Annotated in this window: 15 protein-coding genes and 3 tRNA genes; 15 read left to right on the forward strand and 3 right to left on the reverse strand. The window is 62.3% G+C overall.

The genetic code is table 11. The annotated features are described in order from the left end of the window. The first annotated feature begins 65 nt into the window (after positions 1–65). From VF673_RS09760 to prpF, 6 genes are all read left to right on the forward strand, one after another. Positions 66–782: a GntR family transcriptional regulator gene (locus tag VF673_RS09760; protein ID WP_440291854.1), complete on the forward strand. Its 717-nt coding sequence runs from the start codon at positions 66–68 to the stop codon at positions 780–782. Further along, positions 779–1,663: a methylisocitrate lyase gene (gene prpB, locus VF673_RS09765; protein WP_090537070.1), complete on the forward strand. Its 885-nt coding sequence runs from the start codon at positions 779–781 to the stop codon at positions 1,661–1,663. The genes VF673_RS09760 and prpB overlap by 4 nt, the downstream gene beginning before the upstream one ends. An 88-nt stretch (positions 1,664–1,751) precedes the next feature. Further along, entirely contained in the window at positions 1,752–2,912 is a 1,161-nt protein-coding gene (prpC, locus tag VF673_RS09770) for a bifunctional 2-methylcitrate synthase/citrate synthase (RefSeq protein ID WP_090537068.1), read from the forward strand. Positions 2,913–3,071: 159 nt separating this feature from the next. Continuing rightward, positions 3,072–5,681 (forward strand): Fe/S-dependent 2-methylisocitrate dehydratase AcnD, encoded by a 2,610-nt coding sequence (gene acnD / locus VF673_RS09775; RefSeq protein WP_440291797.1) that lies wholly within the window; start codon positions 3,072–3,074, stop codon positions 5,679–5,681. Between the two features lie 144 nt (positions 5,682–5,825). Continuing rightward, positions 5,826–6,209, forward strand: coding sequence for an endonuclease domain-containing protein (locus tag VF673_RS09780; RefSeq protein WP_440291798.1), 384 nt, complete (start codon positions 5,826–5,828; stop codon positions 6,207–6,209). 116 nt (positions 6,210–6,325) lie between these two features. Next, a complete protein-coding gene (gene prpF / locus VF673_RS09785; protein WP_440291799.1) occupies positions 6,326–7,513 on the forward strand; it encodes a 2-methylaconitate cis-trans isomerase PrpF in 1,188 nt (395 codons plus the stop codon). Positions 7,514–7,574: 61 nt separating this feature from the next. Here prpF and VF673_RS09790 read toward each other — a convergent pair whose 3' ends face one another. After that, a complete protein-coding gene (locus VF673_RS09790) occupies positions 7,575–9,035 on the reverse strand; it encodes a catalase (protein ID WP_440291800.1) in 1,461 nt (486 codons plus the stop codon). Between the two features lie 155 nt (positions 9,036–9,190). Between VF673_RS09790 and VF673_RS09795 the strand changes: the two genes are divergently transcribed. Next, positions 9,191–9,979 (forward strand): SDR family oxidoreductase, encoded by a 789-nt coding sequence (locus VF673_RS09795; protein WP_440291801.1) that lies wholly within the window; start codon positions 9,191–9,193, stop codon positions 9,977–9,979. Between the two features lie 48 nt (positions 9,980–10,027). Here VF673_RS09795 and folD read toward each other — a convergent pair whose 3' ends face one another. Further along, positions 10,028–10,882 carry a bifunctional methylenetetrahydrofolate dehydrogenase/methenyltetrahydrofolate cyclohydrolase FolD gene (gene folD, locus VF673_RS09800; protein WP_440291802.1) on the reverse strand — a complete coding sequence of 285 codons (855 nt, stop codon included), beginning with the start codon at positions 10,880–10,882 and terminating at the stop codon, positions 10,028–10,030. A 239-nt stretch (positions 10,883–11,121) separates the two neighbouring features. Here folD and VF673_RS09805 point away from each other — a divergent pair. The 4 genes from VF673_RS09805 (at position 11,122) to VF673_RS09820 (ending at position 11,973) form a co-directional block, all read left to right on the forward strand. Continuing rightward, positions 11,122–11,198: transfer RNA gene (locus VF673_RS09805), tRNA-Arg, on the forward strand. A 62-nt stretch (positions 11,199–11,260) separates the two neighbouring features. Then, positions 11,261–11,336 (forward strand) — tRNA-His (locus VF673_RS09810). A gap of 54 nt (positions 11,337–11,390) precedes the next feature. Next, positions 11,391–11,475, forward strand: a tRNA-Leu gene (locus VF673_RS09815). Positions 11,476–11,535: 60 nt separating this feature from the next. Further along, the gene (locus VF673_RS09820; RefSeq protein ID WP_440291803.1) at positions 11,536–11,973 is read left to right on the forward strand and encodes a YqaA family protein; all 438 of its coding nucleotides are present in this window, start codon (positions 11,536–11,538) and stop codon (positions 11,971–11,973) included. On the opposite strand, the gene VF673_RS09825 is transcribed toward VF673_RS09820, so the two are convergent. Then, positions 11,970–13,316, reverse strand: a complete 1,347-nt coding sequence (locus tag VF673_RS09825; protein ID WP_440291804.1) for an iron-containing redox enzyme family protein — start codon at positions 13,314–13,316, stop codon at positions 11,970–11,972. The genes VF673_RS09820 and VF673_RS09825 overlap by 4 nt on opposite strands. 180 nt (positions 13,317–13,496) lie before the next feature. Between VF673_RS09825 and tig the strand changes: the two genes are divergently transcribed. The 4 genes from tig to lon all read left to right on the forward strand — a co-directional run bounded on the left by tig (position 13,497) and on the right by lon (position 19,678). Then, positions 13,497–14,834, forward strand: coding sequence for a trigger factor (gene tig, locus VF673_RS09830; RefSeq protein ID WP_440291805.1), 1,338 nt, complete (start codon positions 13,497–13,499; stop codon positions 14,832–14,834). Between the two features lie 121 nt (positions 14,835–14,955). Next, the gene (gene clpP, locus VF673_RS09835; protein WP_440291806.1) at positions 14,956–15,597 is read left to right on the forward strand and encodes an ATP-dependent Clp endopeptidase proteolytic subunit ClpP; all 642 of its coding nucleotides are present in this window, start codon (positions 14,956–14,958) and stop codon (positions 15,595–15,597) included. A gap of 153 nt (positions 15,598–15,750) precedes the next feature. Next, a complete protein-coding gene (gene clpX, locus VF673_RS09840; RefSeq protein WP_273126239.1) occupies positions 15,751–17,034 on the forward strand; it encodes an ATP-dependent Clp protease ATP-binding subunit ClpX in 1,284 nt (427 codons plus the stop codon). A 244-nt stretch (positions 17,035–17,278) separates the two neighbouring features. Beyond that, positions 17,279–19,678 (forward strand): endopeptidase La, encoded by a 2,400-nt coding sequence (lon, locus tag VF673_RS09845; RefSeq protein ID WP_440291807.1) that lies wholly within the window; start codon positions 17,279–17,281, stop codon positions 19,676–19,678. Positions 19,679–19,859 lie beyond the last annotated feature (181 nt).

Here is a 19,859-nt window from a genome sequence, read left to right on the forward strand (position 1 = left end):
TCGGTCTCGCTGGCAGTATCTCCCTCAGATACGCGGTTTCTGGCGCCGGATTTCTCCGAGGTTGTATACAATTGGCTGGATCTGATACTCACACACCTGCTGCTACACTGTCGGATGGGGCTTTTCAGCGCCTGCAGAAAGCGATAGTGGAAGGGGAGATTGCGCCGGGCAGCCGGATCAGTGAGCAGTTCCTTTCCAGTACCTACGGCATCAGCCGAGGACCGCTGCGCGAGGCGATCCGTCGACTGGAGGGTCGTCGGCTGGTGGTACGGGTGCCCCATGCCGGCGTGCGCGTGGTGTCGCTCAGCTATGAGGAGCTGATCGAGCTGTACCATGTGCGCGAAGCGCTGGAGGGGATGGCCTGCCGTCTGGCGGCGCAGAATATGACCGACGAGGAAATCGTCAATCTGCGCGAGGTGCTGGCGACCCACGAGCGTCATGCCGGTCTGCAGGCCAACCAGTCCTACTATCAGCAGGAGGGCGACCTGGATATCCACTTCGTGATCATCCAGGGCTCCAGGAATCGCACCCTCAGCGACATGCTCTGCGCCGATCTCTATCACCTGGTGCGCATGTACCGTTACCGGTTTTCCTCGGCCCCCAAACGCCCGCAGAAAGCCTTTGCCGAGCACCATCGAATCGTTGAAGCCATCGCCGACCGTGATGGCGAACTCGCGGAAATGCTGATGCGCCGTCATATCAGCGCATCTCGCCGCAACATCGAGCGTCGCATGCTGGAACAGCGCGACGCCATCACATCCTCAGGAGGGAGCAAGCAATGAACAAGACCCCGGGCCAACGTTTCCGTCAGGCACTGGCAGAAGAGAAACCCTTGCAGGTGATCGGCGCCATCAACGCCAACCATGCGCTGCTGGCCAAGCGTGCCGGTTTCAAGGCCATCTACCTGTCCGGCGGCGGTGTGGCTGCCGGCTCGCTGGGTCTGCCTGATCTGGGTATCAACACCCTTGAGGATGTGCTGATCGACGTGCGCCGGATCACCGACGTCTGCGATCTGCCGCTGCTGGTGGACATCGATACCGGTTTCGGTCCCAGCGCCTTCAATATCGAGCGTACCGTCAAGAGTCTGATCAAGGCCGGCGCCGCAGCAGCCCACATCGAGGATCAGGTCGGTGCCAAGCGTTGCGGCCACCGTCCCGGCAAGGAAATCGTCTCCACCGAGGAGATGGTGGACAGGGTCAAGGCTGCCGCTGACGCCAGGACCGATCCCGACTTCTTCCTTATTGCCCGTACCGATGCCATCCAGGCTGAAGGTGTGGAAGCGGCTCTGGAGCGCTGCAAGCGCTATGTCGAGGCGGGCGCTGATGCCATCTTCGCCGAGGCCGCCTACGACCTGCCGACCTACGAGCGCTTCGTCAAGGAACTGAACGTACCGGTGCTGGCCAACATCACCGAGTTCGGCGCCACCCCGCTGTTCACCCGCGAGGAGCTGGCCTCCGTCGGCGTGGCCATTCAACTGTACCCGCTGTCGGCCTTCCGGGCGGCCAACAAGGCGGCGGAGAATGTCTACAACGCCATCCGCACCGAAGGCCATCAGAAGAGCGTGATCGACAGCATGCAGACCCGGGCCGAGCTGTATGACCGCATCGGCTATCACGCCTTCGAGCAGAAGCTGGACGCGCTGTTCGCCGCCGGCAAGAAGTGATTCCCCGCGCCGCCTGAAACAGCAGGCGGCACGTTGAACAAGAAACACCCGGTCGACCCTGCGGCCGGGCACAAGAGGAGAACGTGCGATGAGCGCCAACGAATCGAACAACCCGACTTTCAAGCCGAAGAAGTCCGTCGCCCTGAGCGGCACCGCTGCCGGTAATACCGCCCTGTGTACCGTGGGTCGCAGCGGCAACGATCTGCACTACCGTGGCTACGACATCCTGGATATCGCCACCACCTGCGAGTTCGAGGAAATCGCTCACCTGCTGGTCCACGGCAAACTGCCCACCGTGGCCGAACTGACCGCCTACAAGGCCAAGCTCAAATCCCTGCGCGGCCTGCCCGCCGCGGTGATGACTGCGCTGGAACAGCTGCCGCCTTCGGCGCACCCGATGGACGTGATGCGGACCGGTGTTTCCGTGCTCGGCTGCCTGACCCCGGAGAAGGATGACCACAATCATCCGGGTGCCCGCGACATCGCCGACAAGCTGATGGCCTCGCTGGGCTCCATGCTGCTTTACTGGTACCACTACAGCCACAACGGCAAATGCATTGATGTGGAAACCGACGATGACTCCATCGGCGGCCACTTCCTGCACCTGCTGCACGGCGAGAAGCCCCGCGAGTCCTGGGTCCGCGCCATGCACACCTCGCTGAACCTGTACGCCGAGCACGAATTCAACGCCTCGACCTTCACCAGCCGGGTGATCGCCGGTACCGGTTCGGACATGTATTCCTGCATCGCCGGCGCCATCGGCGCCCTGCGTGGTCCCAAGCACGGCGGTGCCAACGAGGTGGCCTTCGAGATCCAGAAACGCTACGACAATCCGGACGAGGCCGAGGCCGACATCCGCGAGCGGGTAGGGCGCAAGGAAGTGGTCATCGGTTTCGGCCACCCGGTCTACACAGTGTCCGATCCGCGCAACGAGGTGATCAAGAAGGTGGCACTGCAGCTGTCCGATGAACAGAACAACCGGAAGATGTATGACATCGCCGAGCGTCTGGAGAGCGTGATGTGGGAAATCAAGAAGATGTTCCCCAACCTCGACTGGTTCAGCGCGGTCAGCTATCACATGATGGGAGTGCCCACTGCCATGTTCACGCCCCTGTTCGTGATCGCCCGCACCGCCGGCTGGTCCGCTCACGTGATCGAGCAGCGCATCGACGGCAAGATCATCCGCCCCAGCGCCAACTATGTGGGGCCGGAGGATCTGGAGTTCGTACCGCTGAAGGATCGTAAGTAAGTTTCGAGGCATCCCCCTCACCCCACCCCCTCTCCCGCGAGGGGAGAGGGGCTTGAGTCAGTGCATTGGAGCAACCACCTGCACGGACCGCCCCCTCTCCCTTGACGGGAGAGGGTTGGGGAGAGGGTGAGCCACGCGTAACCAGACACAGGCAAAACCATGAACACCCAATACCGTGAAAAACTCCAGGGCACCGACCTGGACTACTACAACGCCCCCGCCGCTGTGGATGCCATCCAGCCCGGCGCCTGGGCGAAATTGCCCTATACCTCCCGGGTGCTGGCCGAGCAGCTGGTGCGCCGTTGCCAGCCGGAAAAGCTGACCGCCTCGCTGGAGCAGCTGATCTACCGCAAGCGCGACCTGGACTTTCCCTGGTATCCGGCGCGGGTCGTCTGCCATGACATTCTCGGTCAGACCGCTCTGGTCGACCTGGCCGGTCTGCGCGATGCCATCGCGGAGAAGGGCGGTGACCCGTCCAAGGTCAACCCCGTGGTGCCGACCCAGCTGATCGTCGACCACTCTCTGGCGGTCGAGCATGCCGGGTTCGAGCCGGATGCCTTCGAGAAGAACCGCGCCATCGAGGATCGCCGCAACGAGGACCGTTTCCACTTCATCGAATGGACCAAGACCGCGTTCAAGAACGTCGACGTGATCCCCGCCGGTAACGGCATCATGCACCAGATCAACCTGGAGAAGATGAGCCCGGTGATCCAGGCCCGTGACGGCGTGGCCTTCCCGGATACCTGTGTGGGCACCGACTCCCATACCCCGCACGTCGACGCCCTGGGTGTGATCGCCATCGGTGTCGGCGGTCTGGAAGCCGAGACCGTGATGCTCGGCCGTCCCTCGATGATGCGTCTGCCCGACATCGTCGGCGTCAAACTGACCGGCAAGCGTCAGCCCGGCATCACTGCCACCGATATCGTGCTGGCCCTGACCGAATTCCTGCGTAGCCAGCGGGTGGTGGGTGCCTATCTGGAGTTCTTTGGCGAAGGCGCTGACAGCCTGTCCATCGGTGACCGCGCGACCATCTCCAACATGTGTCCGGAGTACGGTGCGACTGCGGCGATGTTCTATATCGACGGCCAGACCATCGATTACCTGAAGCTGACCGGCCGCGAGCCGGAGCAGGTGGCCCTGGTCGAGCAGTACGCCAAGCAGCTGGGCCTGTGGAGCAGTGCTCTGAGCAGCGCCGAATACGAGCGGCTGCTGGAGTTCGACTTGTCCAGCGTGGTGCGCAATCTGGCTGGTCCGTCCAACCCGCATCGCCGGCTGCCGACCACAGCGCTGCAGGAGCGGGGCATTGCCGGTGCGGACCTGCTGGAAGCGGCCCGTGCCGAAGAAGCCAAGGGGCTGATGCCCGACGGTGCGGTGATCATCGCTGCCATCACCAGCTGCACCAACACGTCCAACCCGCGTAACGTGGTGGCCGCCGGCCTGGTGGCGAAGAAGGCCAACGAACTGGGGCTGGTACGCAAGCCCTGGGTCAAGACTTCCTTCGCCCCGGGTTCCAAGGTGGCTCGCCTGTATCTGGAAGAGGCCGGCCTGCTGCCCGAACTGGAGAAGCTGGGTTTTGGCATCGTCGCCTATGCCTGCACCACCTGTAACGGCATGTCCGGCGCGCTGGATCCGAAGATCCAGCAGGAGATCATCGACCGCGACCTGTACGCCACCGCCGTGCTGTCCGGTAATCGCAACTTCGACGGTCGTATCCACCCCTATGCCAAGCAGGCGTTCCTGGCGTCACCGCCGCTGGTGGTGGCCTACGCCATTGCCGGTACCGTGCGCTTCGACATCGAGCAGGATGTGCTGGGTCACGACCAGAATGGCAAGCCGATCACCCTCAAGGACCTGTGGCCGAGCGACGAGGAAATCGACGCCATCGTCAACGCCCACGTCAAGCCCGAGCAGTTCAAGCAGGTCTACATCCCCATGTTCGACCTGGGTACCATCAAGGAAGCGGACAGCCCGCTGTACGACTGGCGTCCGATGTCCACCTACATCCGCCGTCCGCCGTACTGGGAAGGTGCGCTGGCCGGTGAACGCACCCTCAAGGGCATGCGCCCCCTGGCGATCCTGCCGGACAACATCACCACCGACCACCTGTCGCCGTCCAACGCGATCCTGCGGGACAGCGCCGCGGGTGAGTACCTGGCGAAGATGGGCCTGCCGGAGGAGGACTTCAACTCCTACGCCACCCACCGTGGCGACCACCTGACCGCCCAGCGAGCCACCTTCGCCAACCCGAAGCTGTTCAACGAGATGGTGCTGAACGAGGACGGCAGCGTACGCCAGGGCTCGCTGGCCCGGGTCGAGCCGGACGGCAAGGTCATGCGCATGTGGGAAGCGATTGAAACCTACATGAACCGCAAGCAGCCGCTGATCATCATCGCCGGCGCCGACTACGGCCAGGGCTCCTCCCGTGACTGGGCGGCCAAGGGCGTGCGCCTGGCGGGCGTGGAAGCCATCGTCGCCGAAGGCTTCGAGCGCATCCACCGCACCAACCTGATCGGCATGGGCGTCCTGCCCCTGGAGTTCAAGCCGGGCACCACCCGCAAGACCCTGGAGCTGGACGGCACCGAGACCTACGACGTCATCGGCCAGCGCGCCCCCGGCGCCGAACTGACCCTGATCGTCAACCGCTGCAACGGCGATCGGCTCGAAGTGCCGGTGACCTGCCGTCTGGACAGCGATGAGGAAGTGACCGTGTACGAGGCGGGTGGGGTGCTGCAGCGGTTTGCCCAGGACTTTCTGGAAGGGAAGGTGTAAGCGGAGCGGTCCTGAAAGGCCTCAAACCGTGACGCACCTCCCGTGCACAGCGGTAGGGGTTCACCTTTCTACCCTTCGGGCATGATTTTCTGCTGTTGATCCGCTGAAGGCTGAGCATCAGAGAATCATCCGGGGGAATGGAAAGTGGACCAGAAACACTTCGCCAGACAGCTGCGCCGCAACATGACCGATGCGGAAAAGCTGCTTTGGCGACACCTGCGCGGCCACCGGCTGGCGGGTCAGAAATTTCGCCGTCAGCAACCGCTGGGCGGCTATGTGGTGGATTTCGTGCACTTCGGTGCGCGGCTGATTGTGGAGGCCGATGGCGGCCAGCACAACGCCAGTGCCGGGGATGTGCAGCGCGACCAATGGCTCAGACGTCAGGGCTTTCGGGTACTGAGGTTCTGGAATAACGAGATACTGCTCAATACTGAAGAGGTGTTGGCGGTGATATTTGAGGCGGTGGGTGGTTCTTCGGTTTCCTCCCCCTCTCCCCCGGCCCCTCTCCCGCGGAGGGGAGAGGGGTGACGTGGCTGGCAGTCGGTGCGGGAATGCCCTCTGCACGGACCGACTCCCTCTCCCCTGGTGGGAGAGGGCTGGGGAGAGGGGGCAGAGCCAGCACCCACACCGCCCAGGAGCACATGATGACCAAAGCCACACAGATCAGAATTCCCGCCACCTACATGCGTGGCGGTACCAGCAAGGGTGTGTTCTTCCGTCTGCAGGACCTGCCCGCGTCCTGTCAGGTGCCTGGCGAGGCCCGGGACCGGCTGTTCATGCGGGTGATCGGCAGTCCCGACCCCTATGCAGCGCATATCGATGGCATGGGGGGGGCGACCTCGAGTACCAGCAAGTGCGTGATCCTGTCCAGAAGCACTCAGCCGGAGCACGATGTGGACTATCTCTACGGCCAGGTGTCCATCGACAGCCCCTTTGTCGACTGGAGCGGCAACTGCGGCAACCTCTCCACCGCGGCCGGTGCCTTCGCCATTCATGCGGGGCTGGTGGATCCGGCGCGTATCCCGGAGAACGGCACCTGTACCGTGCGTATCTGGCAGGCCAATATCCAGAAGACCATCATTGCCCATGTGCCGGTGACTGACGGACAGGTACAGGAGCTGGGCGACTTCGAGCTGGATGGGGTGACCTTCCCGGCAGCGGAGATAGTGCTCGAGTTCATGGACCCGTCGGATGACGGGGAAGAGGGCGGTGCCATGTTCCCCACCGGCAATCTGGTGGACGATCTGGAGGTGCCGGGAATAGGAACGCTGAAGGCGACCATGATTGCGGCGGGCATTCCCACCGTGTTCGTCAATGCCGAGGATATCGGCTACCAGGGTACCGAGCTGCGCGAGGATATCAACGGCAATCCCGAGGCGCTGGCGCGCTTCGAGCAGATCCGGGTGGCAGGTGCCCTGCGCATGGGGCTGATCAAGACGCCGGAGGAGGCGCTCAAGCGTCAGCACACGCCGAAGATCGCCTTTGTCGCGCCGCCGAAGGACTACCGGGCTTCCAGCGGCAAGCAGATCAGCGCAGGCGAGGTGGATCTGCTGGTGCGGGCGCTGTCCATGGGCAAGCTGCACCACGCGATGATGGGCACTTGTGCGGTGGCCATCGGTACCGCGGCGGCGGTACCGGGCACCCTGGTCAACCTGGCCGCCGGTGGCGGGGAGCGCCAGTCGGTGCGTTTCGGGCATCCCTCCGGCACCCTGCGGGTTGGCGCGGAGGCGCGTCAGGTCAACGGCGAGTGGACCGTGACCAAGGCGATCATGAGTCGCAGTGCGCGGATTCTGATGGAAGGCTGGGTACGGGTACCGGCGGATACCATCTGAGGTCGCGCCAGCGAAAAAGCCCCGCCAGGGAGACCCGGCGGGGCTTTTTTAATTGCCCCGTTCAGCTCTTCAGTTCTGCCTCGGTCAGCCCCAGGGCGCGAGCGATCCCGGCGCCGTAGGCCGGGTCTGCCAGTGCGCAGTGGCGGGCGTGGCGGATCATGATGTGGCGTTCCGCGCCCTGCATGGCCCGCGCGGTATTGGCAAACAGACGCTCCTGCTCGTCGGCGGGCAGCAGGCGGAACAGGTCGCCGGGCTGGGTGAAGTAGTCGCTGTCATCGGCGCGGAAGTCATAGCGGTCGGCCGCGCCTTCCAGGGCCAGCGGCGGCTCGCTGAAGTCCGGCTGCTCCTGCCACTCGCCGTAGCTGTTGGGCTCGTAATGCAGGCGGCTGCCCTGATTGCCGTCGACCCGCATCTGGCCGTCACGATGGAAGCTGTGTATTGGGCAGCGCGGTGCGTTCACCGGGATCTGATGGTGGTTCACACCGAGGCGGTAGCGCTGTGCGTCCCCGTAGGAGAACAGCCGGCCCTGCAGCATGCGGTCAGGCGAGAAGCTGATGCCGGGGACCACGTTGGCCGGAGTGAAGGCGGCCTGCTCCACGTCCTGGAAGTAGTTATCCGGATTGCGATTGAGTTCGAAGTAGCCGACCTCGATCAGCGGGTAGTCCTTCTTCGACCAGACCTTGGTCAGATCGAAGGGGTGGAAACGGTAGGTGGCCGCCTCTGCCTCCGGCATGATCTGTACGTACATGGTCCAGCGGGGGAAGTCCTTGCGTTCGATGGCTTCGTAGAGGTCGCGCTGGGAGCTTTCCCGGTCGTTGGCGACGATGGCGGCGGCCTGCTCGTCGGTGAGGTTCCTGATGCCCTGTTGGGTCTTGAAGTGGAATTTGACCCAGTAGCGCCGGTTATCGGCACTGATGAAGCTGTAGGTGTGGGAGCCGAAGCCATGCATGTGACGGTAGCCGTCCGGAATGCCGCGGTCGCTCATCACTATGGTGACCTGGTGCAGGGCTTCCGGCAGACTGGTCCAGAAATCCCAGTTGTTGTTGGCGCTGCGCATGTTGGTGCGCGGGTCGCGCTTGACAGCGTGGTTCAGGTCGGGAAACTTCAGCGGGTCGCGGAAGAAGAACACCGGCGTGTTGTTGCCGACCATGTCCCAGTTGCCCTGCTCGGTGTAGAACTTCAGAGCAAAACCGCGGATGTCGCGCTCCGCGTCCGCCGCACCCCGCTCACCGGCGACGGTGGAGAAGCGGGCGAACAGGGGAGTGCGCTTGCCTATCCGGGAGAATAGCGCGGCCTTGGTGTACCGGGTGATGTCATGGGTGACGACGAACTCGCCGAAGGCGCCCGAGCCCTTGGCGTGCATGCGGCGCTCGGGAATCACCTCGCGGTCGAAATGGGCGAGCTTCTCCAGGAACCACACGTCCTGCAGCAGCATTGGCCCGCGCTTGCCAGCGGTGGCCGAGTCCTGGTTATCACTGACCGGTGCGCCGGCTACGGTTGTCAGTTTTGGCTTATCTGTCATCATCGTTCTCCTTGGACGAGCACCGCCGCACTGGGGTTGTGTGGCAGACCATCAAGCGTAGCGGTAAGTATGGCAGTCGTTATCTTGCTGTCGAATGAAAGCGCTATGATTATCAGACCCGGACTCACCCGAACCTACATTGACTGGAGTCAACGATGAATCTGAATCTCGCAGATAAACGTGCACTGATCGGCGGAGCCAGCCAGGGCCTGGGCGCTGCCTGTGCCTGGCAGTTGGCGAGACAGGGGGCGGAGGTCATAGCCCTGGCCCGCAATGAAGACAAGCTCGCCGAACTGATCAGGCAGTTGCCGACCACCGAGGGCCAGAAGCACAGCTTCATCAAGGCCGACTCGGGGGACCTGCCGCATCTGTCGACCGAGCTGCAGGCCTGTCTTGCCGATGGCGGCCCGATTTCCGTCTGGGTCAACAATACCGGCGGCCCGGCGCCGGGGCCGGCCCATCTGGCGTCGCCTCAGGAATTCGTCCACGCATTCAGCCAGCACCTGCCGGGCAGTCAGGTGATACTGCAGCTGCTGTTGCCGGGCATGCGCGAGCTGGGTTACGGGCGCATCATCAATGTATTGTCCACCTCGGTGAAGACGCCGATTGCCAATCTTGGAGTATCCAACAGCATTCGTGCAGCCATGGCCAACTGGGCCAAGACCCTGTCACGGGAGCTGGCGGCCGACGGTATTACGGTGAATAACGTGCTGCCCGGTCTGACCCGCACGGCACGGCTGGAAAGCCTGATGAGGCATCGCGCCCAGGTGGCTGGCCGGAGCGAGGAGGAGATCGAGAAGGAGATGATGCTGGAGCTGCCGATCCGGCGCTTTGCCGAGCCGGAGGAGTTCGCCAATGCGGTGGGCTTTCTTGCCTCGCCTGCGGCGGCTTATATCAATGGGATCAATCTGCCGGTGGATGGTGGCGCGACCGCCAGTCTCTGACCCTGCAAAGGCAGCCGGCTGATGCCGGCTGCACTCTTTCATTCATCCTCAGTCGTGCAGTTTCTCGCAGGCGATGAGGGTATTCTCCAGCAGGCAGGCCCGGGTCATGGGGCCGACGCCACCGGGGACCGGGGTGATCCATGCGGCCCGTTCCGCCGCGCTTTCGAAGTCCACGTCGCCCTGCAAGCGTCCGTCTTCCATGCGGTTGATGCCCACGTCGATGACGATGGCTCCGGGCTTGATCCACTCGCCCTTGACCAGGCCAGGCTTGCCCACGGCGACCACCACCAGATCCGAGCGGCGTACGTGCTCTTCCAGATCACGGGTGAAGCGGTGTGCGACTGTGGTGGTGCAGCCGGCCAGCAGCAGCTCGAGGGCCATGGGGCGGCCGACGATGTTGGAGGCGCCGACCACGGTGGCGTTCAGTCCGTAGGGGCTGACGCCGGTGCTCTTGAGCAGACGGATGATGCCCAGGGGCGTGCAGGGGCGCAGCAGGGGCACCCGCTGGGCCAGGCGTCCGATGTTATAGGGGTGAAAGCCGTCCACGTCCTTGTCCGGGCGAATGCGCTCGAGCAGCTGGGAGGAGTCCAGGTGGGCGGGCAACGGCAGCTGTACCAGGATGCCGTCCACGGTCGGGTCATCGTTGAGCCGATCGATCAGCGCCAGCAGCTCTTCCTGAGTGGTGTCGGCGGGCAGATCATGGGAGAGGGAGATGAAACCGACCTCTTCACAGTCCTTGCGCTTGTGGGATACGTAGACTTCGGAAGCGGGATCGTTGCCGACCAGAATGACGGCCAGACCCGGGATGCGCAGCCCTTTCTGCTTGCGCTGGTTTACCTTGTCGGCGATTTCACGCCGGAGATTGGCGGCAATCTTCTTGCCATCGATCAATTGGGCTTTCATGACGTTCCTGGGAAGTGCGTGGAATTCGCTGATTGTCGCATGCGACGGGGCCTTGGCAAAAGACCATGGGGCGCCGGATGCTTAAGCTACTCAAATATTTGAAAAAAAAGTGATTCGGGCGTTGACGGCAGGGTGGGGGCTGAGTATTATTCGCCCCGCTTCACAAACACAACGAAGTCGGTTTGGAAGGCGATAAGGCTCCAGCATTTCAGGCCTTCGGGATTGAATATGTGCATACGGCGCCCGTAGCTCAGCTGGATAGAGCACCCGCCTTCTAAGCGGGTGGTCGCAGGTTCGAATCCTGCCGGGCGTGCCAGCATGCATGGTCAGGTCTTCGAAGTTGTGCTGAGGTTGTGATAGTGTAAGCAAGCTGTAATGGTGGGCGTAGCTCAGTTGGTAGAGCACAGGATTGTGGCTCCTGGTGTCGTGGGTTCGATCCCCATCGTCCACCCCATTTTCAGCGAAAACGCCAGGCACTGCCTGGCGTTTTTGTATCTGCACCAGATTGGCGGACGTGGTGGAATTGGTAGACACACCAGATTTAGGTTCTGGCGCCGCGAGGTGTGAGAGTTCGAGTCTCTCCGTCCGCACCATCTGATTCGATTTTTTTCCAGTTGCCCCGTCTCCAACAGACTCTCCCGGGATTGCCTGAGATGTGGTCGCTGTCCGGCTATTTCCTTTTATTTCTCTCCGCTCTGGTCGCTGCGACTCTGCTGCCGCTGCAGTCGGAGCTGGTGCTTGTCAGTCTGCTGGTGGCGGGTCCGGCCAGCGTGCTTGCCCTGCTGGTGGTCGCCACGGCGGGCAATGTCCTCGGCTCGCTGGTGAACTGGTGGCTGGGGCGCTATCTGCTGCGCTGGCAGGGCAGGCGGTGGTTTCCGGTGTCTGCGCCGCAGCTTGAGCGGGCGCGCGGAGCCTATCAGCGCTATGGCTACTGGTCCCTGCTGCTGAGCTGGATGCCCCTTGTTGGCGACCCGCTGACCCTGGTTGCCGGGGTCATGCGCGAGCCGCTGTGGCGCTTCCTGCTGCTGGTGACCCTGGCCAAGGGTGGGCGCTACCTGCTGCTTGCCGCCGCGACCCTGCGCTGGCTCTAGCTCAGCCGCCGGCTGAACAGACGGGTGGCAGCCAGGCCCTGAGGGGTGAAATGCCGGGCCGGGGCCATGAGCTCGATGAGGTGTCGGGTGCGCTCTTCTTCGGGGAGGGTCGCCAGGGTTTTCTGCAGTGCTACTTCCTCGTTCCTGTGGCTGGCCTCCACCAGCGGATCCTGCTGAGAGGGTGAGCCGCGGCGGCCGGTGATGCGCAATTGCTGTTCTTCCAGCCATTCGCCGGCTATCCAGTCGTGCAGCAGCTGCAGTTCATAATCACTGAAGACGCCGAACATCGGCGCGCGATTGCTCTGGATCAGCCGCCAGAAACGGCTATTGGCCGGGTCCTGATGGCGTTTGATCCAGCCTTTCTGTTGCAGCGCATCCAGCAGGGCGGCGATCTGACCGCTGCTGTCGAGCCATTCATTGATGGTGCTGCCGTCGATGCGACAGAAGTCCGAGTGCATGTGCCGCGCTACCCGCGCCTTGTCTTCCAGCACGCGGCAAAGCTCCCGGTCCAGGTTGAACTCGGTGATCACGCTGGTGGAGGAGGCGCCCAGCTCGTTGAGCTGATAGCCCTGACGTACACGGCGCCAGAACGCCTGCTGCCCTTCGCTGGGGAGGTTATCCAGTACCGCTCGGGCTGCCCGTCGTGCATGGCCTGTGGAGGCGTTGTCGATGGTGATATGCAGGCGGAAGTAATGGGCATCGATACCCAGCTCGGTGAGCTCGTAGGTGCTGATCAGCAGGTGCAGGGGAAGTTGCTCGTAGCCGAGATTGAAGCCGATGATTTCCGGCAGGAATTCGCCGGCAAGCTGCCCCAGAGCCAGCTGCAGCGTGCCCTGGAGGAAACGGTCGTCCGGCAGGGATTCCAGGTCCTGGATGTCCTTGCGGGCGATGAGGTCGCGATAGATGAGGACATGGTTCTGATCCGGCTCGCCATCGCCCAGCTCCTCCAGATAGGTGCGCACCAGGTCATGCATGCGCGGGTCGTGCCACTGTTGCAGCACGCCGTACAGCCAGGCGCCATCGACCAGCTTGGTAGGGGCAACGTTGCGCAGGAAATACAGTGCATGGGCGCGATTGGTGAAGAAGCGCCGGGGCTGGCCCTGGCGGCGGGCCTTGATGTATTCCCGGTAGGCCCGGGCGGTGCGGGCGTTGTTCATCAGAATATGGGCCTCGAGCCTGGCGGGACTTTCCGGCAGGTCGGCCAGATGCGGGGCGGTCAGCTGCAGCTGGCTGCGCAGGAAGTGCCGCGCCTCGCTGAGGTGGTGCGTGGGCGCGTGCAGCAGACTCTGGTACAGCGCGCGGATGTCGGTCTTATCGGCTTGGTACTGGGTCAGTGTCTGCATGGTCGTATCCTGTGCGGTGGCTATCTGTTTCGAGCTGCGCGCAGGGGAAAGATTCAAGGAAAAAGCGAGGTGGCGGCTGATAGGGGGTAATCCGGCTTGCGGGGAGAGGTCATCAGCCTCTAGAATGTTCGCCTTTTATTTGATCACTCACATACTCTGTCTGTTCAACGAGGGCTCTACATGCAAGTTTCGGTTGAAACCATCTCCGGTCTTGAGCGCCGCATGACTGTCGGCATTCCTGCCGAGCGCATCGAAAACGAAGTCAACAAGCGCCTGCAGCAGACTGCTCGTCGTGCGCGCATTGATGGTTTCCGTCCGGGCAAGGTGCCGATGAGCGTCATTCGCAAGCGCTTCGGTGCATCCGCACGTCAGGAAGTCATCGGTGAAGTCATCCAGTCTTCCTTCTATGAAGCCATCGTTCAGGAAAAACTGAACCCCGCCGGCGCGCCGAGCGTGGAGCCGAAGGAGCTGAGTGAAGGCAAGGACTTCGAATACATCGCCACTTTCGAGGTTTACCCGGAAGTGACCCTGGGCGACTTCGCCCAGATCTCCGTTGAGCGCATCGAGTCCGAAGTGACCGACGCCGACCTGGACAACATGCTGGAAATCCTGCGCAAGCAGCACACCAGCTACGAAGCCGTGGAGCGCGAAGCTGCCAATGACGATCAGCTGACCATCGACTTCACCGGTCGTATTGATGGTGAAGCCTTCGCCGGCGGTACCGCCAGCAATACCAAGCTGGTGCTGGGTTCCGGTCGCATGATCCCCGGTTTCGAAGACGGTCTGGTCGGTGCCAAGGCCGGTGAAAGCCGCACTGTCAGCGTGACCTTCCCCGAGGATTATCAGAACCTGGATCTGGCCGGCAAGGCCGCCGAGTTCGAAATCATGGTCCACGAAGTCGCCGAGGCCAGGCTGCCCGAGCTGAACGACGAGTTCTTCGCCCGTTTCGGCGTGGAAGAGGGTGGTTTGGAAGGTTTCCGCGCCGAAGTTCGCAAGAACATGGAGCGTGAGCTGCGTCAGGCCATCAAGGGCAAGACCAAGACCCAGGTAATGGACGGTCTGCTCAAGACCAACGAAGTCGAAGTGCCCAAGGCGCTGATCAGCAGCGAGATCGATCGTCTGCGTCAGCAGGCCGTTCAGCAGTTCGGCGGTGCCAACTTCGATCCCAGCCAGCTGCCGGCCGAGCTGTTCGAGGACCAGGCCAGGCGTCGCGTGACCCTGGGTCTGATCGTCGCCGAGATCGTCAAGCAGAACGAGATCAAGCCTGACGAGGACCGCGTCCGCGCCATGGTGGAAGAGCTGGCCTCTGCCTACCAGGAGCCGCAGCAGGTGATCAACTGGTACATGCAGAACGAGCAGCAGCTGGCCGAGATCCAGTCTGTTGTGCTGGAAGAGCAAGTCGTGGATACTGTCCTGCAGAAGGCCAAGGTGACTGAGAAGAAGGTCTCCTATGAAGAGGCCGTTAAGCCGGCCCAGCCTGAGCTGGAAGAGGCGGCAGAAGGCAGCGAAGACGAATAATCGTTGCTGAAGTGATGCAGTGCACTGAGCCAGCCCTAGGGCTGGCTCATGTGTTTATGGAAACCCCGATCATCGGCGCCCCGGGGTTTACGCGACAGGCAAAGTGGAGTGACAGCAGAGCATGATTCATAACAGCTATACCGGTCTTCCGCCGGAAATTAAGGCCGCTGGCGGTCTGGTCCCCATGGTCGTCGAGCAATCGGCCCGGGGTGAGCGTTCCTACGATATCTACTCGCGTCTGCTCAAGGAGCGGGTCATCTTCCTGGTGGGTCAGGTCGAGGACTACATGGCCAACCTGGTTGTGGCGCAGCTGCTGTTCCTGGAGTCGGAGAACCCGGACAAGGACATCCACCTGTACATCAACTCACCGGGCGGGTCGGTGACGGCGGGCATGGCGATCTACGACACCATGCAGTTCATCAAGCCGAACGTCAGCACCCTGTGCATCGGTCAGGCCTGCAGCATGGGCGCCTTCCTGCTGGCCGGCGGTGCCGAGGGCAAACGCTTCGCGCTGCCACATTCGCGGGTGATGATCCACCAGCCGCTGGGCGGATTCCAGGGTCAGGCGTCGGACATCGAGATCCATGCCCGCGAGATCCTGTATATTCGCGAGCGCCTGAACAAGATCCTCGCGCATCACACCGGCCAGCCGCTGGACGTGATTGCCCGGGATACCGATCGTGACCGCTTCATGAGCGCCGCCGAGGCCGCTGAATACGGCCTGATCGACCAGGTGCTGGAGCGCCGTCCCAGCGCCGAGTAAACAATTGCTTCAACCGGCCCCGGCAGAACGGGGCCGACAACTATCCAGTCAGCCTGGCCCCGCCGGTGGGTGAGGTCGGCAGGTTACACTTGCAAAGAGCAGGGGTTGCCCTCATCTTAGGTTGCAAGAGCGTTCCGTAAGCAGGGGTTTTAGATGACAGATATGACTGGCAAGGGTGATGACAACGGCAAGCTGCTGTATTGCTCCTTCTGCGGCAAGAGCCAGCATGAAGTGCGCAAGCTGATTGCCGGCCCTTCCGTATTCATTTGTGACGAGTGTGTCGATCTGTGTAACGACATCATTCGTGAGGAAGTGCAGGAAAGCCAGAGCGATACCGGTGAGCACAAGCTGCCGTCGCCCATGGAAATCTGCGGCATCCTCGACCAGTACGTGATTGGCCAGCAACAGGCCAAGAAAGTGCTGTCGGTAGCGGTCTACAACCACTACAAGCGCCTCAACCAGCGCGATGGAAAGGATGACGTGGAGCTGGGCAAGAGCAATATCCTGGTCATCGGTCCCACCGGTTCCGGCAAGACCCTGCTGGCGGAAACCCTGGCTCGTCTGCTCAATGTGCCCTTCACCATTGCCGACGCGACCACGCTGACCGAGGCCGGTTACGTGGGTGAGGATGTCGAGAACATCATCCAGAAGCTGCTGCAGAAGTGCGATTACGATGTGGAGAAGGCCCAGATGGGTATCGTCTACATTGACGAGATCGACAAGATCTCCCGCAAGTCGGACAACCCGTCCATTACCCGCGACGTATCAGGCGAGGGCGTGCAGCAGGCGTTGCTGAAGCTGATCGAGGGCACTGTTGCCTCGGTTCCGCCCCAGGGTGGGCGCAAGCATCCCCAGCAGGAGTTCCTGCAGGTGGATACGCGCAACATCCTGTTCATCTGCGGCGGCGCCTTCGCTGGTCTGGAGAAGGTCATCCGTGACCGTTCCGAGAAGAGCGGTATCGGCTTCAATGCCAGCGTGCGCAGCAAGGACGATGGCAAGCGGGTAGGCGATACCCTGATGCAGGTCGAACCCGAGGACCTGGTGCGTTTCGGTCTGATCCCCGAGTTCGTGGGTCGTCTGCCGGTCATCGCTACCCTGTCCGAGCTGGACGAGGAGGCGCTGATCCAGATCCTCACCGAGCCGAAGAACTCGCTGACCAAGCAGTATGGTCGCCTGTTCGAGATGGAAGGGGTCGAGCTGGAATTCCGCACCGACGCGCTGAAGGCCATTGCCCAGCGCGCGCTCAAGCGCAAGACCGGCGCCCGCGGCCTGCGCTCGATCCTGGAGAACGTACTGCTGGATACCATGTACGAGATCCCCTCGATCGAGAACGTCAGCAAGGTGGTCATCGACGAGAACGTAATCAGTGGCAACGCCAAGCCGCTGCTGATCTACGAGAGCGCCGAGCAGCCGCCCAAGGCCATGCCGGAAGACTGAGCACTACCCGATGCGCCGCCGCTCCGGCGGCGCATCGACCGTCCGCAGTACCCATCTGATTTTTCCCCCTTGTGCCACCGCCCCGAAGCCCGAAGACCATCCGTTACCCGGCGAAGGCATGCGGAATGCTTTATGCCCACTCATGCCTTGTAATTTTCCGGTGGCGCCCTCATCTTGAACCCATGAAAGATATCAATTCCGGGTGCAGCCAGTGTCTGTACCCCACAGCGAGCGAGCACAAGCCATGACGAGTTCCAGCGTTTTTCCGCTACTGCCACTGCGTGATGTGGTGGTATTCCCCCACATGGTCATTCCCTTGTTCGTTGGTCGCAGCAAATCGATCGAGGCACTGGAAGCCGCCATGCAGGGCGACAAGCAGGTTCTGCTGATGACCCAGCGCAACCCCGCCGTCGATGACCCCGAGGCAGAGGACCTGTACCGCGTAGGCACCCTGGCCACCATACTGCAGCTGCTCAAGTTGCCGGACGGTACCGTCAAGGTGCTGGTGGAGGGTGAACAGCGCGCCCAGGTCGAGCAGCTGGAGGAAGTTGACGGTTATCAGCAGGCCCGCGTCCAGCTGGTCGAGGAGCCGCTGCCGGAGGAGCGAGAGGCCGAGGTACTGGCGCGCACCCTGATGAGCCAGTTCGAGCAGTTCGTCAATCTGGGCAAGAAGGTACCGCCGGAGGCGGTCAGCTCCCTGTCCGGTATAGAGGACGTGCGACGTCTGGTTGACACCATGACTGCCCACCTGAACCTCAAGGTCGAGCAGAAGCAGCAGATCCTGGAAATCGCCTCGGTGCGCGACAGGGTCGAGCATGTACTGGGTGTGCTGGATACCGAGATCGACCTGCTGCAGGTGGAAAAGCGTATCCGCGGCCGGGTCAAGAAGCAGATGGAGCGCAGTCAGCGCGAGTACTATCTGAATGAGCAGATGAAGGCCATCCAGAAGGAGATGGGGGCGTCCGACGACGGCTCCAGCGAGCTGGATGAGCTGCAGAAGCGCATCGAGTCGGCGGGCATGAGCGCGGAGGCTCTGGAGAAGGCCAAGGCCGAGCTGAACAAGCTCAAGATGATGTCGCCGATGTCCGCCGAAGCGACCGTGGTGCGCTCCTATATCGAATGGCTGGCCAATGTGCCCTGGAAGAAGACCACCAAGGTGCGGCATGACCTGGATCACGCCCAGAAGGTGCTGGACAGCGACCACTACGGGCTGGATGAGGTCAAGGAGCGCATTGTCGAGTATCTGGCGGTCCAGAAGCGGGTACGCAAGCTGAAAGGCCCGGTGCTCTGCCTGGTCGGCCCGCCCGGTGTGGGCAAGACCTCCCTCGGCGAGTCCCTGGCCCGTGCCACCAACCGCAAGTTCGTGCGCATGGCCCTGGGTGGCGTGCGTGACGAAGCGGAGATCCGCGGTCACCGTCGTACCTACATCGGTTCGATGCCCGGGAAACTGGTCCAGAAGCTGAGCAAGGTCGGGGTGAAGAACCCGCTGTTCCTGCTCGACGAGATCGACAAGATGGCCCAGGACATGCGGGGCGATCCGGCTTCGGCGTTGCTCGAGGTGCTGGACCCGGAACAGAACCACGCCTTCAGCGACCACTATCTGGAGGTCGATTACGACCTGTCCGAGGTGATGTTCGTCTGCACCGCAAACTCGATGAACATACCGGGCCCGCTGCTGGACCGCATGGAGGTTATCCGCATCCCCGGCTATACCGAAGCCGAGAAGATCAATATCGCCCAGCGGTACCTGGTGCCCAAGCAGCTGAAGAACAATGGGCTGAAGAAGGACGAGCTGGCCTTCACCGAGGAGTCCCTGCGTGACCTGATTCGCTACTACACCCGGGAAGCCGGCGTGCGAGGCCTGGAGCGTCAGATTGCCAAGGTGTGCCGCAAGGTGGTGCGTGAGCACGCCGGTCAGCGCAGTCATCCGAAGGTGTTGGTGGACAGCGAGCTGCTGGAGAAGCACCTGGGTGTACACAAGTTCAAGTACGGGCTGGCCGAGGAAAGTGATCAGATCGGTCAGGTTACCGGCCTGGCCTGGACCCAGGTCGGGGGTGAACTGCTGAGCCTGGAAGCGGCGGTGATGCCCGGCAAGGGCCGCCAGATCAAGACCGGGTCACTGGGCGATGTGATGCAGGAGTCGATCAGTGCGGCCATGACCGTGGTGCGCAGCCGCGCTGCCAGTCTGGGTCTGCCCAGCGACTTCCACGAGCAGCACGACGTGCATATTCACGTGCCCGAAGGGGCCACGCCCAAGGACGGCCCCAGCGCCGGTATCGGCATGTGCACCGCGCTGGTGTCGGCACTGACCAGGATTCCGGTACGCGCCGATGTGGCCATGACCGGTGAGATCACCCTGCGCGGTCAGGTGCTGCCCATTGGCGGGCTCAAGGAAAAACTGCTGGCGGCACATCGCGGTGGAATCAGGACCGTCATCATTCCCCATGACAACCTGAAAGACCTGAAGGAGATTCCCGACAATATCAAGGAGGATATCGAGATCATCCCGGCAAAATGGATTGACGAGGTGCTGCAAGTTGCGTTGCAATACATGCCGAAGCCCTTGCAGGAGGAAGGACAGAAAATGATAGCCAAGGAAGAGCCTCACAAAACTGATGTAAAAGGGCGCATCAGTACGCATTGATGGTAAGCTGGCCGCCAACGGGTGCGGGGCGGTAAACCCCGGCCCAGCGCCACGCTACCGTTACCGCAAGCATTCCTTGACATGGTTTTTAAGCGCTTGTTATAAAGCGTGCTTCGACCAAAGCAGGTATGCTGACTGGCTACAGCGTTGCTAGAACCACAAGCTTACATAACGACTAACT

The sequence above is a fragment of the Halopseudomonas sp. Lyrl_26 genome, from assembly GCF_051948695.1.
GTDB lineage: Bacteria > Pseudomonadota > Gammaproteobacteria > Pseudomonadales > Pseudomonadaceae > Halopseudomonas > Halopseudomonas formosensis.

What these genes read in the sequence shown, in the direction of transcription:
- VF673_RS09790 (WP_440291800.1), bottom strand. Translation starts at nt 9,035, where the DNA reads ATGACAGATAAGCCAAAACTGACAACCGTAGCCGGCGCACCGGTCAGT.
- VF673_RS09820 (WP_440291803.1), top strand. Translation starts at nt 11,536, where the DNA reads ATGTGGTCGCTGTCCGGCTATTTCCTTTTATTTCTCTCCGCTCTGGTC.
- clpP (WP_440291806.1), top strand. Translation starts at nt 14,956, where the DNA reads ATGATTCATAACAGCTATACCGGTCTTCCGCCGGAAATTAAGGCCGCT.
- prpF (WP_440291799.1), top strand. Translation starts at nt 6,326, where the DNA reads ATGACCAAAGCCACACAGATCAGAATTCCCGCCACCTACATGCGTGGC.
- VF673_RS09795 (WP_440291801.1), top strand. Translation starts at nt 9,191, where the DNA reads ATGAATCTGAATCTCGCAGATAAACGTGCACTGATCGGCGGAGCCAGC.
- prpC (WP_090537068.1), top strand. Translation starts at nt 1,752, where the DNA reads ATGAGCGCCAACGAATCGAACAACCCGACTTTCAAGCCGAAGAAGTCC.
- VF673_RS09825 (WP_440291804.1), bottom strand. Translation starts at nt 13,316, where the DNA reads ATGCAGACACTGACCCAGTACCAAGCCGATAAGACCGACATCCGCGCG.
- lon (WP_440291807.1), top strand. Translation starts at nt 17,279, where the DNA reads ATGACGAGTTCCAGCGTTTTTCCGCTACTGCCACTGCGTGATGTGGTG.
- acnD (WP_440291797.1), top strand. Translation starts at nt 3,072, where the DNA reads ATGAACACCCAATACCGTGAAAAACTCCAGGGCACCGACCTGGACTAC.
- clpX (WP_273126239.1), top strand. Translation starts at nt 15,751, where the DNA reads ATGACAGATATGACTGGCAAGGGTGATGACAACGGCAAGCTGCTGTAT.
- prpB (WP_090537070.1), top strand. Translation starts at nt 779, where the DNA reads ATGAACAAGACCCCGGGCCAACGTTTCCGTCAGGCACTGGCAGAAGAG.
- tig (WP_440291805.1), top strand. Translation starts at nt 13,497, where the DNA reads ATGCAAGTTTCGGTTGAAACCATCTCCGGTCTTGAGCGCCGCATGACT.
- folD (WP_440291802.1), bottom strand. Translation starts at nt 10,882, where the DNA reads ATGAAAGCCCAATTGATCGATGGCAAGAAGATTGCCGCCAATCTCCGG.